Here is a 21,290-nt window from a genome sequence, read left to right as displayed (position 1 = left end):
CGGAACTCCAATCATCAGCGCTGGTACGATTATGTTGCAGAATACAACGGACAATTGGGCGAACCGGGACAACCCGCCGCCGCCGGAGTTTCATTCTACGCCGGTCATTTCCCTGCTGGCGGTTGTGGCCTTCATACGGCGACGCCTGTTGACCATATTTCTGGTGTGCTGCGCAGCGCTTGGCGTTGCCGTGCTCTACCTCATCATGGCGGTGCCCACCTTTACAGCCAAGGCGCAACTTATCGTCGACTCGAAAGCGACCCCCGGCGACGTTGCGGCAGTCGCGACGATTGTCGAGAGCCAGATCGGAATCATAAGGTCCGAGAGCATCGCGAGTGCCGTGATCGAGAAGCTTGGCCTGGCGACGGATCCGGAATTTGCAGGAAGCCAGGGTAGTAGCGTGCTGTCCGTATCGCATCTGCTCGGCTGGACCAGACCGGAAGGCCAGGGTAGCGCCATGCGTTACGCCGTGGAATCCTTCGGGCAAAGGCTTACCGCCAAGCGCGTCGGCCCGACTTACCTTGTCGAACTCACCTTCAGCTGCAAAGATCCTGATCGGGCAGCGCAGATTCTGAACGCCGTCGCAGAAAAGTACATTACTCATCAAATGGACCAGGGCGGCTCGTTGCAAGATGAGACGTGGGTCCGGGATCGACTGAATGGCTTGAGCACCCAAGCGTCAGCTGCGCAAAAGGCGCTCGAGGACTTCAGTAAAAGCAGAAAAGATGCGCCGGAGTCCGCTGCCAATATGGATAGGCTGGCGGCCGCTGCGGAATCGACCAAAAGCGCTTATGATAATTTTCGTCACATGCTGCGCAGGCTGGAGGCTACGCGACAGCAGTCCTCGCCGGTGTTCGCTGCGAGTCTCATTACCCAGGCATTGCCTCCCCTGAGGGCCGCTTCGCCAAAGCCCAAGACCGTGCTTGGAATAGCGCTCCTCGGTGGACTGCTTCTCGGCCTCGCCTTCGCTGTGCTGCAGGATCTGATGGAAGGTCACATCCAGTTCGCTGCGTGGGACCTCTTGCGCGGGCACGATGATGGAGCCGAGTGGCCCGCGCCGGACACGGTTCGACCGGATCATCAATCCGAAACATCGACGAAGACCAGGCCGGTACGCCTTACGGGTGCGGGGTGAGGGCGGAGCAGCCATTTTCGGACATGCTAGAGATACGTTGTGTTGAACGGCGGACGGGCAGGCGCCATCGGGTGATCGGTATCTGGCACGATGGTGCCTTGACCCGGCGAGCACGGTGCAGAGTTTGTGGTGCCGACCGCACCCGAGGTGAGTTTCAACGGGTCGGACGCCGCTGCGTACCGCGAAGCCATGCGCCCGAGTTCGGTCAAGCTGGAGCGCAAGGAGCCGGCCCGTCATGAGCGTTGCGCTAAGACATAGCGGCGGAACTCCCTATCGTCACGCCTCAGCGTACTCGCTCGGCGAAGGTGCAAAATGGCTCTTTCTGGCGATTGTTTTCATATTGCCCTTTCAGCGAGTGCCGTTTGTCAATACGAACCTGTTCGGCATACAAGGCTGCAAGCCCTTCAACCTGTTGTCGGCGGGAGTCTTGGTCTATTTGCTATTCCGAGTGTCGATCCTGTCAGCGACCGACAAGATTGAACGAACGTCAATCCGCGTTCTTCTGCTTTACTTCGTAACCTTCGCCATTGCTTTCGCTAGATCGATCCCGAACGCCCCTCTGCTCCATGAGCGCCTCCCGGATGTATTTCCAGAGTCCTATCTGGATTACGTCATGTCATACGGCATGGTTCCGGCGTTCTACATGTTGCCGTTTCTGTTCATTCTGAAGCGATGTCGCTCATTCCCGGAGATTGAGACCGTCGTCAATGTCATCTGCGTTTCGATTCTACTCCTATCTGCGAGCTTCATCTTCGTCGCCGCCATGAATCCCTCCGCCGCACTTTCAGGGCGTGCATCCGTTAATGGATTGTGCGAAGCCTACTTCGGCATCCACTACAATACGATGGGCACTATATACATCTGCACGGCGCCTTTGTTGCTGTACAAGGCGCTTACGCGCAGCGCATTCTGGATAGTGCCCGTCGCCTTGTCGCTTCTGGGGCTCCTTCTACTCTCATCGCGCAGCGCGCTCCTAACCGTTGCGGGCTCCTATGTTCTGATTCTGCTCTACAAACGCAAGTTCGCCGTCCTGGCTGTCGGCGCCGCGATGGTGGTCATCGCATCCGTTCTCTGGATCGCGCCAACCATGGATGCCATCCTTTCCATTGGTTTCGACGGGACGTCGGACGTGTCGGCTGATGAATTGCTTACTGGCCGCGTCGATTTCATTTGGATACCGCTGCTCAACGAATGGACGAGCGATCTCGGCCTGTTTCTGTTCGGCGCTGGTCGGTCCGGAATCATAACCAGTGAAGCTTGGTACACGGGAGCGCTCATCCAAGCCACTCATGCACACAACGCCATTATCGACTTCTTTCTCGACTGTGGAGCGATAGCGACCGGCATTCTTCTCGTTTTCATGTGCATCGGGATATCAACCGCCTGGCGCGTCGGCCGACGGTTGCATAACGACCTCTACTGGGCCTTGTTTGCTTGCATCGTCGGCTATGGAATCAGCATGTTTACCGAGCGGGAGGTGTTTCCGTCGTTCGAGAACATGTACCTGTTTCCTCTCATCGCGATGATGGTCAACCTGGCGCGCCTGTCTTCGCGCGCGCGCCAAACCTCGGCATAAGCGGCTGACGACGACGGTCGTTGCCGATGAATTGTCGCTTTGGGTAAGCCCCGGCTGCCTGACGCTGGTGCAGTACGAAACAGGTCCGAGGGATCCGGAGACCGTTCGTCGAGGCTGTGCTTGACGCAGGCACCGCAACCGCGATGACAAGCCAGTGGAGGTAGCTCAAGTTCTCCGTCTCCGAGCCGGTGATCGACTTGCAACGAAGTGATCGAGCCCGCCTAATGGTGATACTCAACCTCGTATCGTTCCAACAGTGATGGATTTCAGCGTGACCATGTCCGAGCGGGAGAGGGCGGTTGGCAACAGCCTGACTGAAACAATCGAGATCCCGTTCTCTTGCGGTCGCGCCGGCGTGGACGGTACGAACACGGCACCGTCATGCGAAATTATGAGGCATGGCGCGGCCATCTACGGCTCGAGTGAGGTGTCGTGCGACCGGGGGCAACAGGGCTTCGATGGAGCGCACCGGCGCTCGAACAGGTTGGGCGAGCAGGGGACGCTCCGGTGATAGGGCCGCTCAAGCGTCTCACGCAGCGTCTGCTCATCGGCGCGCTCGGGTTTGACAACTACCTCTTCTTCGTCGCTCAAGCGCGCATCGCGACGATTAAGGCGTTCCGTTACGAGGCCGACTTCCTGTACTTTCTCAATATGGTGCCGAACGACGGCGTGATTCTCGACATCGGCGCCAATATCGGGGTGACGGCCTATTTTCTGGCGGCCACGAAGCCGGGCTCCCGGGTCCATGCGTTCGAACCGGGGCCCGAGAACTTCCGGAGTCTGACGCGCGTGGTCGCGCAGCACACGCTCGCAAACGTGACGGTTCACGAATGCGGCCTGGGCCGTCAGGCTGCAGCGCTTCCGATGATCATGCCCGTGATAGGCGGCATCAAACGACACGCACTGTGCCAAGTCGATGACGGGCATTCCGAATACAAGGAGGGCATCCGCTTTCAGATCAAGATAGAGCCTCTCGACGATGTCCCGGAGCTCAAGACACGCACGGATGTGCACGCGATCAAGATCGACGTCGAGGAGTTCGAGGCCGAGGTGCTGAAAGGAGGCATGGAGCTGATAAGGCGCTGCCGGCCACTCATCTTCTGCGAGATATGGAAGCCCGAGAACCGCGACGAGATTCGTGCGATGTTCGAAAGCGAGCGCTATCGCATGTACGGCTACGAGCATGGCGCGCTCCAACCCGCCGGATCCGGCCGCAAGAACTTCACAGGAAACTTCTTCATCATCCCCGATGAATGTCCGCTGCCCCAGTAGAGCTTGCCCCAGTGCCTTGATCCCCGTCGCACACGCCATAGCGTTTGTGAGCGAGCGGTGCGTCGGTCACCGATCGCGGCCGCTCCCGGCTTACGCGACCAGTCGACGTCGAAGTACTACTCACAAAGAGCAAGGCAGTGAGACCGGTCGCTCCACTCGGGCGCCGCCTCCCGTTGCACCGGAAAGCCAAATGGGCTCAAATCCGAACCGGAAAGCTCGACTCCACCAGATGGGTCAAGGCCCTGGTCGCATCATGCTGTGCCCGGTTCCGCCTATCCCAGTCGAAAGTCGATGAATTGTCGTGACGCGCATCCTGGTCGTAACGCATAAGCCGCTCGCAAGCCTGACCAACGGCCATGACCTGCGTGTGTGGCACTTGTGCCGGGAATTGGCGAAGCTGCATGAACTGTACCTTCTGACGGTGAACCTCGGTTCAACAGACGCGTCCAGTGCCAGCTTGGTTGGCTTGTCCGATGTCTTCAAGAAGATTGCGGAAACGCCGAAGTTTCCGGCTCGCAGGCCCTCACTGAGGAGGCACTTCCGTCGAAATGAGTCCGACTACTTCTCGCTCTCTTATCCGGATCACTTTTCAACGGTCATCAAAGCGATAGCCGCCTTCTGCGAAGAGAACAGCATCGATCACATGATCGTCTTCTGCCTCGTGCTTGCAGAGTTCGTCCGGCCGTTTTCGGGCGATAAGACAATACTCTTTGATCTCATTGACAGTGAAGTGCTGACGCTGACCAGACAAATGCAGTTCTTTCCGCCGTGGCCCGCGCAGCTGAAAACGCGTCTCGACGCGCGCCTGATGCTCGCGCGCCGTGCAAGGGCGGAGGCGTGTTTGCCGGTCTGGTTCAACCACGTCACGACCGTCAATGATGCAGATTCTGATACTGTTTGCAGGCTGTCTGGCAGGACTGCGAACGTTAGCACGGTACCGAACGGGGTCTCGCCGGACCTGGCGGACACATTCGACGCAAATGCGCGTGTCGCCAAGCGGAGGGGAGTGGCATTTTGGGGCAACCTTGCCTTCAAACCAAACAGTGATGCGGTCCGGTTTTTCTACCAGTACGTCTATCGACCGTACCTGGCTCCGGCCGGAATTGAGTGGTGCGTGGTGGGCAAGGATGCCGAGAGCTGGATTCTGGAGGAAGCGAAGCGGGACGATGGCATTCGCCTCACTGGTTTCGTCGAAGATATCTGCTCGGTGCTCGCTGAGTACCCGATCATGGTAAATCCGATGCGAATTGGCAGTGGATTGAAGAACAAGGTACTTGAAGCATTTGCCATGGGGTTGGCCGTGGTTTCAACGGGAGTGGGCATTGAAGCGCTCGGCATGGCGCGAGAAGGCGTCGATTACATGCGAGCCGACGAGCCCGAGAAGATCGCGGCAGCGATCGGGCTGCTGATCGAAGACGAAGGCCTTCGGCATTCCATGATCCAGAGTGCTCGAAAAGTCATGCTGGAGCACTACACGTGGAAAAAGGTCGCTCGTGACATGGATGCGCTGTTGGCCTCGGTATGAGTGCCGCGAGAGGTTCGGTCATGGCTGCCCTCGGTTCGAGATTAACGAGGAGTAGTTCGAGAAGGGTGAGGCGAGAGTGATCCGATTGCCATCAAACTGTTGGGCGATTCGTGCGAATGTCGCGCTGTCCCGTGCTTCTGGAAGTCACTCAGTGAGTTCTGACGGTCTTCCTGGAAGGTTTGCCGATCGCGATCCGCGCTTCTGGTCGTCGACGCCGTCGCGAGGTCGTTGATTCATGGCATCCATACTGCGTCAAGGAATCTTGCTCTCGGCTGCACAATACACCGAGCAGGTCATCATGCTGTTGACGCCGATCGTTCTGGTGCGAACGATCGGTCCCACGGCGTTCGGTGAATACAGGCTGTTCTGGCTGCTTGTGACGACGGTAGCCCTGTTGTTTTCCTTCAATATGCCCCGAAGCCTGCTTTTCTTCTTTGTCCGGCTGGATGCGGAGGGACGCCGAATCTACGTCGGCCAGACGGTGCTGTTCCTGCTCGCCACGACGACGTTTGCGCTACTTCTCATCGTTGTCTTTCGTCATGCCCTTCCAACGGGCATGAAAGATCTGCTGCACGACCATGGTCTGTTACTGGCGATTTTCCTGTTTGTCTGGAACTTGGGCTTGTTGCTGGATGTGGTCCCCAACGCCGTCGGGCAGATCCGCTGGCAAGCGCAGGCCATCTTGGCTTCATCCGTGCTGAGAGCCGTGCTGATAATTTCCGCAGCACTCGTTTTCCATCGATTTGAAGAGGTACTCATCGCTGCTCTGATAGCCGCTGGCGTGCGCTTGGTGCTTCTTGCTGTCTTCATTGCGCGCAATTGCGGCATTCGACTTTTTCCAATCGACAAGGAGCAGTTCCGCGCGCAGCTTCGCTACGCCCTTCCGTTCGGTGTGGCCGGTCTGCTTTGGAGCATACGGAAGCAGGCGGAACTGTGGATTGTCGCGACGATGTTCTCGTCGGGTATGTTTGGCATTTTTTCGATTGCAACCATGCTCCTTATGCCGTTCGAAGTCTTGAGAGGCGGGCTGGGGAATTTGCTCTTGCCGCGGATGAGTCATTTCCACTCGCTTGGACGCCACGAAGAACTGTTGCGGCTGAACAATCAGGGCAACGTTATCATCAGTGCGGTTATGTTCCCTGCGATCGCGGCACTGTTCGTCTTTGCGGACGAGGTCATTCAGTTGCTGTTTACGAAGGAGTACGTGAGTGGTGCTCCCGTGCTGCGCATCTACTTGATACAAACGTTGATCTCGACCGAGATTACCACTCTGCTCAATGTGTTTGGGCAGGGATCGGCCAACATGCGGTACGAAGCTGCGATCCTGCCGTTTGCAGTGCTAACGAGCCTGGCCGGCGTCTGGTACTACGGTTTGCCAGGTGCGGCGATCGGGTCGGTACTCACGACCTTCGTTGTGTACGTTCTGTTTCTGAGAAGACTTGCAAAGGTCATGAGCATTCCGATCGCAAGGTTGCAAGATTGGAAGAATCTCGGACTAATTCTGGTCGCGTCGGTGTCGGCGGCAATACTGGTGCGGTTTTCATTTGACCTGCTGCACGCGCCGGTGCCTGTTGCTGCGCTGGTTGGTCCGGTTGCCGTTCTGGTGGGTTATGTCGCGATGTTGTTTGTGACCGGATACTATCGAACACTGGCCGAGGTCCGGAGAGAATGGGGAGTTCTCGGTGCGTGACGGACGGCGATCCGCTTCGTGTGGAGTTGCCTGAGTATTGGCGGGAGCGCGCGACGGCGAGCGAAGCCCGGTGACGGGCGAAGGCGGAACGTCGACTCGTCAGTGGGCCTTCGGCTGGCCATCCGGCCAATCGTATTCGGTTGCGATACTGCGGATCAGTTCGTTGGCCAACTCTCCGCCTTGATCTCCGTTCGTCATGATGACAGCGCCATCTCCATTTTCGAACATCGTCATCAAGCTGACGAACCCATCGTTGACGCCTGCATGCAGAATTCGTCGATGCGGCGCGACCCCCAGAACAATCGGGCCAAGGCCGTAGTTGCCAAGGCCGGGTGTGAGCATTTGGAGAGCCGTAGCCTGGGACAGCACGGGAGCATCTCGACCGGTCCAGGCGCGGACCAAACCGAGAGCAAAATGCGCAACGTCAGTCGGTGTCGTCCACAATCCTGCGGCAGCCAGTTCGGGATAGACATGCGGACCGCCCGGCACCGGCTCGCCGGTCGCTCGGTAGGGTGTTGCGGCCATTGGAGTTTCATTTTTGGGCAGCGGCTGCAGGAAACTGCTGTGGGTCATCCCGTACGGCCTGAGGACGACGTCCTCTAGCAAATCTGGAAACGGTTTGCCGGTCACGTCGACGAGCAGTTGCTGCACAATGGCATAGCCGCCGCTGGAGTACTTGAACCGTGTGCCAGGTTCATGATCGACAACGACAGGCGCGGTATTTGCAGAACCACATAGTGCAAACCTATCGTGCGATGGCGGCCGGAACCGGGTTAGGTCGCGACACAACAGCGACGCGCCGTTGAGAACGTCGACGAGCGACGGAATCGGTGTGCCGGCAGGATATCCCGGAAAATAAGGAACGGTTATGCCAGCCGAATGATTCAGCAGCCTTCGAAGTGTAACCTTCGACTGATCGGTGAACGAGTTAGCAGGGAGCTTCCAGGTCTTGAGGAATAGATTGACGTCGCTGTCGAGATCGAGCTTCGCGGCTTGAACCAACGCGAGCGCCGCTACAGCGGTCACCGGTTTGCTGATCGACGCTGCCTGGAACAGAGTATCAGGCGTTACAGGCGGACCACCAATGGTGGCAACCCCGAACCCGCGAGCATCGACTACGCCGCCATGGACCACCGCTATGCTGACGCCAGGAACGTGCAGGTCGTTCATCCGATCAGCGAGTTTCATCGGTGCAGCGCCCGCGGTGTCAGCCCGCAGTCCACTCACGATACGCTGCATGCGCTGTTCGAAGCCGTCGCTGCTGCCCGGTGGCGCGCCGTCCTGTGCACGCGCAGCCGAGAGGGTCGCGATGCTGCCCATGATGATGAGCAACGCGATACGGGCGACGTCGAGAAGCTTTGACGTGGAGTGCCGCGGGTGGCCAGTGGATTGGACCATGTGAGCATTTCTAGCAAGAAGACGGCAGTTCCGGTAGGGAAGTCGTCAACCGTTGAAACCATCGCCGCTGCCGGCGCCATCCGCCGCCGCACGCGGCTGCAATCCGCAAGCGATACAAACCGCTTCCAGAGGGCTGCAGAGCTCGCCTTGGTCTGCGCACATTCGGATCCGGCTGGCCCGGCCCTTGCTGTGATCGAGAATGGGTAATCCGAAAGGGTCGAGCTGCATATCGATCCAAAAGCTTATGCTTGTGAGAGAAAGGAGGCGCACCGAGAGCAGTGTGCCTTCAGTCGATAGATTTCGAGCGATGCTGAGAGAGACGAGCCGAGGGTGCGGTACATGGCGGTCCTGATGCGCTTCTCCGGAGATTTTGGGGACGGCGTGGCTTTGAATGCAAGGAATTTCTTGACGGAAGCTGATGCGTTTACGCAAACACAGGAGGCGGCGTTCTTTGCCTCAATCCGCTTGCGGAACGGTACCTACAAGACCACTGATCATCATCGCCTCGATGATCTCAATATGCTGGTTATCTGTGCGTGGAAGAAGCTGGGCAGCAAGCCGAGCCAGATCATGGACGTCGGCGTATCATCAGGAATTTCCTCACTCGAATGGGCCGATGCGCTAACGCGCGCTGACATCGATGCGAAGATTCTGGCGACCGATCTGTGCATGCGCGGGAGCCTCGTGCGTCTGTTGCCGGGATATGAGGTTCTTCTCGATCGTGACGGCAAGGTGCTTCAGCACATCGTTGCCAATCGTCCGGTGCGTTGGTACCTGAATGGTCCCCGGGATTTTCTCAAGGGCACTGGATTCGTGGTCGCCGCGCTCAACACACTTGCCGGCGTGCTGCTGCCGCTGACGAACATGCGGGAAGGGGGAAGGGATGTCCTTCTGGTGAACCCGCGTGCGCGCGACGACGCTCGGCTTAGTTTTGCCGAGGATGATATTCTGGCGCCGAACCCTGCTCGACTGCGCGGCCGGTTCGACGCGATCCGCGTGTCAAATCTGCTCAATCATGGCTATTTCAACGAAACGCAGTTGCGCCGCGCGGTCGGCAATCTACGGGATCGCCTAGTCGGTGCCGGTTCGTTCCTCATCGTGAACCGAACGCTTGCGAACGGCACTAACCACGGCACGCTCTTCCGGCTGAGCTGCGCGAACAAGTTTGAGGTGGTGGCCGAGCTAAGGGAGGGTAGCGAGATTGGGGATATCGTGTTGTCAGCCTGACGCAGGACGATCTCGTGCTCGATGACGGAAATGCCCGCCCCTTCGCTGCGCAAGGCGACCTACCTGTCGCCGAGCGTCGTTTTATGTTGCGGTCCCATTAGGCACGAGGTGTCGGGGTGCGTATTCTCTCGATGGATTTTTCCATTCCTTATCTGATGAAAGACGAAAACTATCCGATCGGCGGGTGGGCGATCGAGCTCGCAGTATGGCTACGCGCGCTTCAAAACGCCGGTCACGAGACCGCCGTCCTCACCTGGAAGGGGGCGTTGGAGCATGTTGGTTCGGGACAGCAAATCAAGCTTATCGAAACTTATGATCCCGATCGCGGGATTCGGGTCGCGAAGTATTTCTATTCGTATATCCCGAAAGTACTGGCGGCCGCCCGCAGCTATCACCCGGATATCCTGGTCCAGGGAGTATGTGGGATACATACCGCCATCATGGCGTTCGTCGCCGACCAACTAAAGGTTCCGTTCGTCTATCGCGTTGTAAGCGACATAGATGTCGATGAAAGATGCAAGGCGCTCCTTCCCAGCTCATGAATGGATATCGTACTCGTGGGCCCGGCATCATACAGCCGGATTTCTCTGTCAGAATGAGTACCAACGCGGGAAGCTGGCCGCGCTCTTTCCGGACAAGCCGGTGCACGTCCTTCATAATCCGTTTGCAGTGGCGGAGGACGCGGCCGCTCCTTTGCCGCGCACCAAACGCGGATACGTTGCCTGGCTCGGTGTCTTCCGCTATCCGAAGAATCTGCCGTTGCTGTTTCGGATCGCCAAGGCATTGCCGGCCGTCAAGTTTCGCGTGGCGGGGATGACCTCGCCCAATACCGATCAAGCGACGTTGGACGCCTTGAATGGCTTGCGTCAGCTGCCAAACGTGGAGTTGGTTGGCTATGTGCGGCGCGCCGACGTCCAACAGTTTCTATCAGAAGCGGCAATGCTTCTCTGTACATCGGATTTTGAAGGCTTCTCAAACGCATTTCTCGAGGCGCTCGCCGTCGGCGCACCCATCGTGACGCGCCGGCATGTCGATCCGGACGCGATTGTCGAGCGCCATGCTCTCGGCGCTTCAGCTGAAGACGAGTTGACGCTTTCAAGATCTGTGAGTGAGATTTGGAACATGGACGCGGGTGAATACGACACGCTCAGCCGGCGATGCCAGATCTATGTCAAGGCAAATCATTCCCCGACGGTGAAGACTGACGAGTTGATGTCGGCTTTGACGCCCCTTGTGGCCAGGTCGAGGCAACCGGGTGCGGCTGTTATGCGCTGAGCCGCCGTGACGCGACGCCTGGCGGTAGTCCTTATTTTCCCTCGATTGAGTCCCCCGATAAATTGTATCGAGATTTGAATGGGTTACGATTGCGCATGACCGCCGTTTTGTGGCGGTTGCGGGACCGAACGGGATGGCAATGAGAATAGTCTTACCTCTTATCTTTGCGCTCGCTGGGAGCGTGGCGGAAGTCTCCAATGAATCGACATCGAGCATTGCCAATGCCGGTGGTCAGAGAAGGCTATTGGCCGAGGGCCCATCGGTCGAGACCGACAATGTTGCGGGCACCGACAGCAATACGGCGACCAGCAGAGCAATTGCTTCGTCGATCACTTCATTCTCCGGTAAACCGCGAACCCGCTTTCGGATCGGCGACGTGAGCTACGGCGTTCACGTTGCAGACCAGGGCTACAGTTTGACCAATCCCGACCCCCAGACCCTGCGCTTCGAGGTCCGGAAGGGCGACCATGCCTGGTACGACAGCTCGGCCGTGGATCGTTCCGAGATCAATTCCACGGTAACCTATCCGGCCGCCACGCTCACCACGCTCAGCTACCAGTTCATGGTGGAGGCGAATGGTAGCAACGGGGCGTTCGTAAACAGCGCGGCCGGCTGGTTCATCGTCGGACAGTGGCACAATGACGACGACGCCTCGGGCGTGGGAACCTCGCCTCCGGTCGCGCTGAACATGCGGGGCGATCACCTGCAGGTGCTTGCGCGCTACTGCCCGCCGGGCAAGAACCCGGGCAACGGCGCAGGCTTCGTCGTCACCAGGACCCTCTGGACCGACCCCTACCCGATCGTGACCGGCAAGTATCACGACGTGAAAGTGCAGGCCCAATTCTCGAATGACCCGACTGGCCACCTGAAAGTCTGGATCGACGGGACACCGGTCGTGAACTACAGCGGGCCGCTAGGCTATGGCGTCGGCACCAATTGGGAATTCGGAATCTATCGGTCGTCGGCACCCGAGACCACTGCCGTCAACTACCGAAATGTGATGATAACGACCGGGTCGTTAACGCCGGTATCGTCAGAGCAACCGTGACCCACGGTGCGCAACGTCCTGATCGCGGGAACGGGGCGTCCACCGAAATGTAAAAGCAGCTGGTCCCTGTCGTCATCTATCCCTTAGCTTGAATACTTTTTCATAAGCCGCCAAAAGCTTCGTCGATGCATGATGCCAGGCGAGCTCGCCACCAATCCGTTCCCGACCGAATGCACCCATGGCTTCGCGCCTCGCCGGATCTTCCAAGAGCTCCAATATTTTGTCGCCGAATTCGGCGGTGTCCGCATTCTGCACATACAGCGATGCGTCTCCTGCCGAAAAGCGGCCCTCTGTGAGGTCGAATTGGACGATGGGCTTACCCAACGTCATGTACTCCATGATCTTGTGCATCGTCGACTTGTCGTTCATCGCACTGGGGCGGTCCGGATTCACACAGACGTCGGCCGTTGACAGGATGGTGAACAGCGTGTCGTCATCGACACGGCCGGTGAATGTGACCACGTCATCCAGTTCGAGCGCCGTCGCAAGCTTCTTGAGCTCCTCCAATTCCCGTCCGCCGCCGACGATCACGAACTGGATATCGTCGCGGTTCCGCGTCCTGCGGATGTGCCTGATCGAATCCAGCAGCAGGTCGAGCCCCTCCTGTCGCGCGATAACACCGACATATCCGACAAGATACTGTCGCCCCTTCTTCCAGGCAGGGTCCGGCGGAAGTGAGCGAACGCGGGCGACATTCGGAGCGGAGCGAACGACGAACACCCGATCCGGGCTCATTCGGCCCCGTTCTATCGCAACAGTACGATACGATTGGTTGGTAGCAATCGATACGTCCGACAATGCGAATGTGATGCGTTCGAGCACAACCATAACGCGCCAAAGAAAGCCACGACGCCCAAATTTCGCTTCGTAGAGTTCTGGATTGACGTCGTGCTGATCGAAAACAAACGACTTCCCGAACAGAAACTTATGAAATGCACCGACGATGAAAATGAGATCCGGCGGATTGCACGCGTGGATGACGTCAAATCCGCGCGTTGCTAGAACTTTCAAGCTCAGCACGAACTCCCAGAACAACGCCACGCTGTACTCTATTGCGTAGCCCAGCACGCCACGACCTTCTGCAGGCATCCAATGGCGATAGACTGCTATTCCCTCGAGCATCTCGAACGAGGCCGTTGCGCCCGGTCCCTTGGGACAGATCACGGACACCTCGTAGCCATGCCGTACCAACGTGGTCGCCTCCGCCCACACTCGGACATCGAACGGGACTGGAAGATTCTCGACGATGATCAGGACCCGGCCGCGAACCGAGCCGACGCCCGCTTGTTCGGAGCTGCCGGTTACGGTGTCGTCATGAGAGAGTGTTGACATCAATGACCCGTCTTGCGTTCAGCGCCATTTGCTTCGCCCACCCTCGGGTATCTATGACAAGGTCGAATAGCTCCGCTTCGGCCGCGGACTTGGGGATCAGCAATTTGCGGAGCGCGGGCAGATTGGAGAACGCATAGCCGAGGTTCTGCCCCAGCAGCTTTGATGGCTCGACGTGTGGATCGTAGATCGACAGGCCGATGTGCAAGCGGAGGAACTTGCGAGCCAGGTCGATATTCGGACTTTCGCGAAGATCGTCGCTGTTCTCCTTGAAGGCGAGCCCCAGCATAAGCACTCGTCCGCCAGGCGGGACTGCCTTCAGGCAATTTTCGAACAGGAAATTCTTGTGCTCGTCGTTCGATCTGAGCACAGAATCCACGAGCCAGGTGTGCGCCCCGACGTCGCTTGCGATGTATTGGAGCGCACGAACGTCCTTGGGCAGGCAGGAGCCGCCGAATGCGCCGCCCGGCCTTAAATAATACGGCGAGACGTTGAGTTTGGTGTCGGAGACGAAGATCTTGTGAACGGTGGCTGCGCTGATGCCGAGCTTGTCGCAGACGCGGCCGACTTCGTTGGCAAACGCAATCTTCACAGCGTGGAACGAGTTGTCGACGAACTTGGTCATCTCTGCAGTACGATAGGTCGTGTAAAAGACGGGTGCTGCGATGTTTGCGTTCAGTTCGTCAAGCGCCGTGCACCGTTCTCCGTCCTTCGTTCCAACCACGATCTTTGGAGGATTGAAGAAATCTTCGATCGCTACCGATTCGCGCAGGAACTCGGGATTGTAGACAACCTCGACGAGGTCCATTCTGCCGTTCAATGCGCCTTCGAAAATCGGCAGGACCAGATCCTCGATTGTGCCGGGCCGCATCGTGGAACGGAACACGACGGTCAGCGGCGTCGTGCGAGTGGGGCTGACTAGGTCGGCAATCTGATGTGAAACTTCGGCGACGAAGCTCATGTTGTGGGACCCGTCCGGCGCACTCGGTGTTCCCACACACACTATGGCCAACGTGCACGCGTCGAGGTGCCCGCTCGCGTCCTTTGTTGCGCTCAGCAGGCGCTTTCGGACAGCGGACTCGACCAGTTGATCGAGACCGGGCTCCGTGATTGGAGATTTGCCCGCATTGACGATCGCAATCTTTTCATCGCTGATGTCGACGCCGATGACTTCGTGGCCTTGCCTGGCGAGGCAAGCGGCTGTCGTCATTCCGACGTAACCGAGTCCGAACACGGCTATTTTCATTCTGATCCATCATGCGCAACAGGTTGCGATGGCAACGCTGACGGCTGCTTGGGGGGTGGCTTTTAGACCGGGGATCGCAATCACCAGGGACTTCAAACTACGTCGCAATTGTATTCGTTCAGGCCTGCAGAACCGCAACTTTTTCGGGCTACCTATTCCGGTTTTGGCAAGAAGAGGACGGCCTGAAAGGGGGCTGTCCGACCTTTCATTTTTGATCGCGGGCGGAAGTGGATCGAACGTGGGAATCGCCGAACTGTTCGCGGAGGGGCGGCCACGAAACTCGCGATTCAAATCGTACCGCGACCGCTACACGCGGAGGCGAAGTAGGTAACCGTAATTGTCGCGGAGTTCGGATAGGTAACGCCGAAGCGCCACCCCGAGCCGGTATCGGATGGAGTCTGAATCGGGGGAGACGTCCAGCTGCCTGTGATAAACGCGTATATCGGCCGAGCCACCGGGAGGGACATCGACCATCAGTCGAGCGCATCCGTCCAGGTGCTCATAAGGGACCATGTCTTGGTTGACTGTAATCCCCTTCAGGGAGGCGAGCTGTGGTTCCCGCTTCGTGACCAAGATCCGTCGCGTCACTTCCTCGCTGTTTTCGAAAAGAAGCCGTTCAGCAAACATCCTTACTGTGATTGCTTCACCGTTGGGGCGAATGCTGTAGCTGCGGCAAACGGCTTCCTCGAGAGGCCGCCAACGAAGGGTCCATCGCAAGGCCGCGAGCTGCCGAAGGAATGCCGCCAGTTCGCTGCCGTGGCCGCGGAGGAGGTCGTGATGCCCGGCAATGAAGCACGGTTTTCCCAGAATTCCGTCAAATGCGAAGTTTTCGATGCCGTGATCAATGTAGCGTCGCGTGTAAATCGGGAAGCTGCCATACCGGACGATGGCGACGCTCCAGAGGTCTGCGACCGTCGTTCCGTTCGGCGCGTCATTGGCTGGTGCGACCTCTGTGTTGACTGCCGCGATGAAGCCATTCCGCTTGAGTGCCGAGGCGGCCTCTGGCGAGAAAGCCCCTTGTGGGAAGACCATCACGTTTTCGTGGTCGAGCGCGGTCGTGTTGCGAAGGGCCTGCATTCGAAGTCTGGCGGTCTTCAGCCTCTTGTCGAGCAGCTCGAGCGAGCGGGCGGCAAATTCACCACGGGTGTGATCACAGCCATGCACGCAGACGGACAATCGCCCTTTGCTTTCCCGAAAGGCGGCCACAGTCCGGCGATTTGTTCGTCGCCAGTTCCATGGGATGAAGGCAACGGTCGTTGCGAATGTCAGCTTGTCGGCGAGCTGCAGCAGCTCGTCGAAATCGAGGAGACCGTATCGTGGCCACAGAGGCGGATCGTCAATGATCAGGCAAGCGCTGGTTTCGGTTGCCGCCAAGCAGACGTCGCGGAACGCCCACTTCAGATACATCACGATTGGCACCGCGCCGGCAAAACGCTTTTTCACGTCAAAGTAGGTTGCGGTGCGTTCGCGGATGTCCACCATCGTCAGCGAAGAGTCGACAAAAAAGCGGACACCGCAATTGGTGAGCCCGGCGAACAGGTGTCCGTCGGGCGCTCCGACGATGCTTTGTAACTGGCTGTTGCGGATGACGAGCGCGGCATCGGCGGCGCCACGCTCCAATCGGATCTGCAGGCCGGACATTGGGCCGCACATTTCCGGAAAAGCATCGGTGACCGATACGTTCATCGGCCACGGATTGGAGTCGCGGACTTCCGCCGCGGGGTCTCCCGTGATTTGGCGCAGGAGGGCCTGGCAAGGATCCGTTGCCTGAAATCCATAGACGAAGATCGAAGCGGCGGCGGCCAACCAGGTCGGGAGCGCCTCTGTCTTGCAGCGCTGCAGGACTTCGGCGAGACAGGGTGCGGAAGTCAGGATGGAGAATTGCAGATGACCCGCTGTCAGCGCGGCAACATTGTCCCCGTTCGCTTCGGCGATTGTCAGCGTCGTCCACGGAATTTCAAAGAGATCGAGAATTTCCGACAGGTGGCAATCATTGGGCGATAGAGCGTCCTCATGGAGCAGGAGCGCGATCGAAGAGCCGTTGTCCATAGCGTCGACGTCTCATCCTTGGGTTTGCGCCATCTCTCGACAAGGCTACTCAGGCTACTCTTGGGCAAGGCTGGGACATCGTGCCGATCGTTCCTGACCTCGCGCTTGTACCCCGTGTTTTGAGGAGTCCTATACGATAGGCGACCGGGTTTCCACTGAAGCACAGATGCGCATAGGGCTTGCCGGCCAACTAATCTGCGGTAGGCGGTAGGGCGGCCGTATCGTGATCGGATTGGCTCCTCCTCGGGGTGACGAGGTGACGTGCAGATCCGGCGGCAGCAATCCGCAGCACTATCATTCGGCGGAACGCAACGTGCCGCTTCCGGCCCTGGGGCATCGGATTGCCGGGGGCCAGTTCCGCACGTGGGACGGGCGGGCAGCCGTAACGAGGGACGACGGCGCCGAGCCGATCTCCGTCGGCACGTGCGACCGGCGCTGCAAGTCAAAAAATTCATGAATTACAACGCGGTGCCGCAACTCCTTGATGCACCCGGTGCGGCCATTGCGCTGCGGGCGAAGCTCGCCCGCAGTCCGCGCAGGGGCCGGGGTACCCCCGATGGGCGTGCGCCATAATCCGAGTTCTACAGCGGCGTGCGCGCCCGAGCGGATATCCTGCACGAACGCACGCTAAGGCCTTCAAACAGGGAGCCAACATGGCGAGATAACCGTGCTCGTGAGGATACTGACATTCACTCTTGCTTTCCTCTGGCGTGATCGTGACAAACATGTCGAACCAATTATATTCCAAGCTTGTTCCGGGCCTGATTGGTATTCAGGACCAAACCGCCGGCGCGGAAATTCATGCCGCAAAATCCGGCCCGTCGCTCGCCGTCATCGGTTGCGGCTACTGGGGCGCAAAACACATCCGCGTTGGCCACGATATCGGCGCAAGGGTGTCGATGGCCGCCGACACGCGGGCTGACAGACTGGAATATGTAAAATCACAGTATCCGTCGGTCGCTGTTTCGCGCGATTTCGACGCGATTCTGGATGATCCTTCGATCGATGGGGTGATCATAGCGACCCCGGCGGTGACTCACTTTGAGTTGGCGCGGGCAGCGCTGAACGCGGGAAAGCACGCGCTCGTCGAAAAGCCGTTGGCCATGACGAGCGCGCATTGCCGCGAACTGATCGCGATGGCCGAAGAACGGAAGCGCGTGCTGATGGTCGGGCACACGTTCGAGTACCATCCGGCGGTGGGTGTCATGCGCCAGATGATCCGGAGCGGCTCTCTCGGCGAGCTCTACTACATCGACTCGCGGCGCCTGAATCTCGGTCTCTACCGGCCCGATGCCAATGTCCTGTGGGATTTGGCGCCGCATGACCTCTCGATCATCTTCTTCCTGCTCGAGGAGGTCGCGCACAACATCGGCGCCTGGGGCTGCGCGCACGTTCTGCCGGACGTCGAGGATGTCGTTTACGCCAAGTTGGGCTTCAAGAGCGGGCCAACCGCCCATGTGCATGTTTCATGGTTGGACCCTGTCAAGGTGCGCCAGATCACGGTCGTCGGAAGCGATGCGATGCTGGTGTTCGACGACGTCGAGCCGTCCGAGAAGGTCCGCGTTTACCAGAAGCGCTTCAGGCCGCGGATCAACGGAGATTCATACGCCGACTTCCAGTCGGCTTATCACCATGGCGACGTTCATATCCCCGCGATATCCAGCAGCGAGCCGCTGAAGCTCGAGTTGCTCGACTTCGTCAACGCAATCAAGACCGGGACGCAGCCCGTTGCGAACGGAGCGCATGGCTTGCGCGTCGTCGAAGCGCTCGAAGCTGCATCGGAATGTCTGCGCCTCAACCAGGAGCACCGTGGCAACGGAACACATCAACCGGCGTTTCTGCGGCGGAACGCGTCGGCGGGGGCTGCGGAAATTGTCGTTAGATGAAGCCTTGCGATGGAAGGCGAGCCCGCGGGAATTCGTTAAGCGGGCGCTTGACATCGCTGTGAGCGTCACCGCGATCCTCTTGCTGGCCCCGTTTCTCGTAGCGGTGTGGATCGCGATCCGCCTCGACAGTCCCGGGCCGGCGATCTTTTGCCAGCGCCGGGTCGGACGAGACGAGAAGCCCTTCAATTGCCTCAAGTTCCGGACGCTTTATCACAACGCCGACGAAAACATCCATCGCGACGCGATCCGGCGGGTTTGGGCGAAGGAGGTCCTCTCGAACGATCCGGATGCGCCATACAAGCTGACAGATGATCCTCGCGTGACGCGCGTGGGGCGGTTGCTGCGGAGAACCAGCGTCGACGAACTGCCGCAACTGGTCAACGTATTGCGAGGCGAAATGAGTATCGTCGGTCCGCGGCCCGCGATTCCCTATGAACTCGCGTACTTCCGCGACTGGCATCATCAACGGCATATCGTGAAGCCCGGCATTACCGGACTTTGTCAGGTTCGCGGCCGTGGTCGCCTGGGCCCGGACGCGATGCTCGAGATGGACGTCGAGTATGCAATGAACTGGACGGTGTGGACCGATCTGAAGCTGATTGCCCTGACGGTTCCCGCGGTGCTGCGGGGCCGTGGTGCTCGATGAGATTTTCGAGTGATAGAAATGAATCCTGGTGAGGCTGGAAAATGAAAATTCCGTTCGTAGATCTCAAGGCACAATATGCGACGCTAAAGGACGAGGTGGCCGACGCAATTCGCGGTGTTCTCGAATCCACGCAGTTCATCGGCGGCGAAGCGGTTGCGTCGTTCGAAAGAGATTTTGCCGCGTTTTGCCAGGTGTCCTATGCGCGTGGCGTGGCGAGCGGCACGGACGCGCTTCATCTTGCGCTGCGGGCTTTGGGTGTTGGTCAAGGCGACGAGGTCATTACGACCGCCCATACCTTCATCGCCACCGCTGCGGCAATCGTAGCGACAGGAGCGCAGCCGGTATTCGTCGATATCGATCCGGATACCCAGACGATCGATCCGGGGATGATCGAGCGCGCCCTGACCAGTCGCACCAAGGCGATCGTTCCAGTTCACCTCTTTGGCCAGCCGGCCGACATGGGCCCGATCAAGGACATCGCACGGCGGCGCGGCCTCTTTGTGATTGAGGACGCAGCCCAGGCGCATGGAGCGGAGTATCACGGGATCCGAACCGGGGCGCTTGGCGACGTAGCCTGCTTTTCGTTCTACCCGGGAAAGAACCTCGGGGCATACGGTGATGGGGGAGCCGTCACCACAAACAATGCAGCGATTGCCGAGCGGATCGAACGGTTGCGCGATCACGGTCGAACGACCCACTACCATCACGCCGAGGTCGGCTTCAACAGTCGGCTCGATGCTCTCCAGGCTGCAGTTCTGCAGGTCAAGCTCCGGCGCCTGGACGAGTGGAACGAGCATCGGCGGCGTGCTGCGGAGTGGTATACTGCGGAATTGAGACACCCGGGCATCGAGACACCGTTCGTCCGAACGGGATCCACGCACGTCTACCACTTGTACGTGATCACCACGAACGAGCGGGACGCAATGCGCAAGCGGCTCGACGAGGTCGGCGTGGCGAGCGGAATCCACTATCCGTTGCCGCTGCATCTACAGCCAGCGTTCGCCTATCTCGGCTACAAGCAGGGAGACCTGCCCTGCTGCGAAGCGATGGCCGCTCGATCATTGTCGCTACCGATGTTCCCCGAGCTCACGCGCGACCAGGTGCGCCGTATCGCCGCGACTGTGCTTGCCGTTGCGGACCGCGACAGCCACCAGGAACTGCAGCGGAGGCCCGTCGCGATGCACGCCGACGGCGGGAAGGTGTGAGGATGAACCGGATTAGTTCACGGGCCGTGGTCGAGACCGAGGCGATCGGCGTGGATGTAGTGATCGCCGAGTTCGCCGTGGTGCGATCAGATGTCACGATCGGCAACAGGGTGGTCATTCACCCGCATGTCGTGATCGAGAGCGGCGCGAGAATAGGGGACAACGTCGAGATCTTCCCGGGAGCCTATATCGGGAAGGTGCCCAAGGGGGCCGGCGCGCTGTCGCGGGCACCGCATTTTGAAGCATGGATCGATATCGGCGCAGATTGTTCGATCGGACCTCACGCGGTCATTTTCTACGACGTCTCGCTCGGCGCGGGGACGCTGATCGGTGACGGGGCCTCGATCCGTGAACAGTCGCGGATCGGCTCGAAGACGGTTGTCGGACGTTACGTTACGGTCAATTACAACACGCGCATTGGCGACCGCGTCCGGGTGCAGGATCACACCTGGCTGGCCGGCAACATGAGGATCGAAGACGACGTGTTCATCTCGGGTTGCGTCGGTACCTCGAACGACAACGCGATCGGCCGGAACGGCTACGACGGCTCGCCGATGCTTGGGCCCACTATCGCGCGCGGGGCGGCGATCGGCGTGGGAGCCAATCTCCTGCCGGGCGTCAGAGTCGGTATTGGCGCTATCGTCGGCGCCGGCGCAGTGGTGACGAAGGACGTGCCTGACAACACGCTCGTGACCGGCGTCCCTGCGGAAATCCGACGAAAGCTCAACGGGGCCGGCGGCACTGCCACGGCCTCGGGGGAGTAGGCGTGAGGGTGCTCTGTGT

At 59.1% G+C, this 21,290-nt stretch carries 17 protein-coding genes; 13 read left to right on the top strand and 4 right to left on the bottom strand.

Annotated features, from left to right (window positions below; translation table 11 throughout):
* Positions 1–31 precede the first annotated feature (31 nt).
* From ACVISU_RS05480 to ACVISU_RS05460, 5 genes are all read left to right on the top strand, one after another.
* Positions 32–1,135, top strand: a complete 1,104-nt coding sequence (locus ACVISU_RS05480) for a GumC family protein (protein WP_456706254.1) — start codon at positions 32–34, stop codon at positions 1,133–1,135.
* A gap of 235 nt (positions 1,136–1,370) precedes the next feature.
* A complete protein-coding gene (locus ACVISU_RS05475) occupies positions 1,371–2,711 on the top strand; it encodes a hypothetical protein (RefSeq protein WP_456706253.1) in 1,341 nt (446 codons plus the stop codon).
* Between the two features lie 507 nt (positions 2,712–3,218).
* Positions 3,219–3,983 carry an FkbM family methyltransferase gene (locus ACVISU_RS05470; protein WP_050400193.1) on the top strand — a complete coding sequence of 255 codons (765 nt, stop codon included), beginning with the start codon at positions 3,219–3,221 and terminating at the stop codon, positions 3,981–3,983.
* Between the two features lie 301 nt (positions 3,984–4,284).
* On the top strand, positions 4,285–5,508 hold the full coding sequence (locus tag ACVISU_RS05465; protein WP_050400194.1) for a glycosyltransferase family 4 protein: 1,224 nt from the start codon (positions 4,285–4,287) through the stop codon (positions 5,506–5,508).
* Positions 5,509–5,743: 235 nt separating this feature from the next.
* On the top strand, positions 5,744–7,198 hold the full coding sequence (locus ACVISU_RS05460; RefSeq protein ID WP_456706252.1) for an oligosaccharide flippase family protein: 1,455 nt from the start codon (positions 5,744–5,746) through the stop codon (positions 7,196–7,198).
* A 99-nt stretch (positions 7,199–7,297) separates the two neighbouring features.
* Here ACVISU_RS05460 and ACVISU_RS05455 read toward each other — a convergent pair whose 3' ends face one another.
* On the bottom strand, positions 7,298–8,596 hold the full coding sequence (locus ACVISU_RS05455; RefSeq protein ID WP_456706251.1) for a serine hydrolase domain-containing protein: 1,299 nt from the start codon (positions 8,594–8,596) through the stop codon (positions 7,298–7,300).
* 339 nt (positions 8,597–8,935) lie between these two features.
* On the opposite strand from ACVISU_RS05455, the gene ACVISU_RS05450 reads away from it, so the two are divergent.
* The 4 genes from ACVISU_RS05450 to ACVISU_RS05435 all read left to right on the top strand — a co-directional run bounded on the left by ACVISU_RS05450 (position 8,936) and on the right by ACVISU_RS05435 (position 12,146).
* Complete coding sequence (locus ACVISU_RS05450; protein ID WP_456706250.1) at positions 8,936–9,823, top strand: hypothetical protein; 888 nt, start codon at positions 8,936–8,938, stop codon at positions 9,821–9,823.
* A gap of 116 nt (positions 9,824–9,939) precedes the next feature.
* The gene (locus ACVISU_RS05445; protein ID WP_456706249.1) at positions 9,940–10,365 is read left to right on the top strand and encodes a hypothetical protein; all 426 of its coding nucleotides are present in this window, start codon (positions 9,940–9,942) and stop codon (positions 10,363–10,365) included.
* Positions 10,325–11,098: a glycosyltransferase family 4 protein gene (locus tag ACVISU_RS05440; protein ID WP_456706248.1), complete on the top strand. Its 774-nt coding sequence runs from the start codon at positions 10,325–10,327 to the stop codon at positions 11,096–11,098. Before ACVISU_RS05445 ends, ACVISU_RS05440 begins: the two co-directional genes overlap by 41 nt.
* A gap of 181 nt (positions 11,099–11,279) precedes the next feature.
* Positions 11,280–12,146: a heparin lyase I family protein gene (locus ACVISU_RS05435; protein ID WP_456706247.1), complete on the top strand. Its 867-nt coding sequence runs from the start codon at positions 11,280–11,282 to the stop codon at positions 12,144–12,146.
* Positions 12,147–12,218: 72 nt separating this feature from the next.
* On the opposite strand, the gene ACVISU_RS05430 is transcribed toward ACVISU_RS05435, so the two are convergent.
* The 3 genes from ACVISU_RS05430 to ACVISU_RS05420 all read right to left on the bottom strand — a co-directional run bounded on the left by ACVISU_RS05430 (position 12,219) and on the right by ACVISU_RS05420 (position 16,770).
* Positions 12,219–13,478, bottom strand: a complete 1,260-nt coding sequence (locus ACVISU_RS05430; protein ID WP_456706246.1) for a glycosyltransferase family 4 protein — start codon at positions 13,476–13,478, stop codon at positions 12,219–12,221.
* A complete protein-coding gene (locus ACVISU_RS05425) occupies positions 13,459–14,721 on the bottom strand; it encodes a nucleotide sugar dehydrogenase (RefSeq protein ID WP_456706245.1) in 1,263 nt (420 codons plus the stop codon). The genes ACVISU_RS05430 and ACVISU_RS05425 overlap by 20 nt, the downstream gene beginning before the upstream one ends.
* A gap of 306 nt (positions 14,722–15,027) precedes the next feature.
* Positions 15,028–16,770, bottom strand: coding sequence for a hypothetical protein (locus ACVISU_RS05420; protein ID WP_456706244.1), 1,743 nt, complete (start codon positions 16,768–16,770; stop codon positions 15,028–15,030).
* Between the two features lie 725 nt (positions 16,771–17,495).
* On the opposite strand from ACVISU_RS05420, the gene ACVISU_RS05415 reads away from it, so the two are divergent.
* Genes ACVISU_RS05415 through ACVISU_RS05400 form a run of 4 tightly spaced genes read left to right on the top strand, consistent with a single transcriptional unit; the run spans position 17,496 to position 21,271 of the window.
* Entirely contained in the window at positions 17,496–18,656 is a 1,161-nt protein-coding gene (locus ACVISU_RS05415) for a Gfo/Idh/MocA family protein (RefSeq protein WP_456706243.1), read from the top strand.
* Complete coding sequence (locus ACVISU_RS05410) at positions 18,643–19,302, top strand: sugar transferase (protein ID WP_050400293.1); 660 nt, start codon at positions 18,643–18,645, stop codon at positions 19,300–19,302. Before ACVISU_RS05415 ends, ACVISU_RS05410 begins: the two co-directional genes overlap by 14 nt.
* Before the next feature lie 41 nt (positions 19,303–19,343).
* Positions 19,344–20,507 carry a DegT/DnrJ/EryC1/StrS family aminotransferase gene (locus ACVISU_RS05405; RefSeq protein WP_456706242.1) on the top strand — a complete coding sequence of 388 codons (1,164 nt, stop codon included), beginning with the start codon at positions 19,344–19,346 and terminating at the stop codon, positions 20,505–20,507.
* A gap of 26 nt (positions 20,508–20,533) precedes the next feature.
* Positions 20,534–21,271, top strand: coding sequence for an acyltransferase (locus tag ACVISU_RS05400; protein ID WP_206600777.1), 738 nt, complete (start codon positions 20,534–20,536; stop codon positions 21,269–21,271).
* Positions 21,272–21,290: the final 19 nt, after the last annotated feature.

The sequence above is a fragment of the Bradyrhizobium sp. USDA 4452 genome (assembly GCF_054063575.1).
The sequence above is the reverse complement of the archived record's forward strand: the minus strand, read 5'-3'. Positions and strand labels throughout refer to the sequence as shown.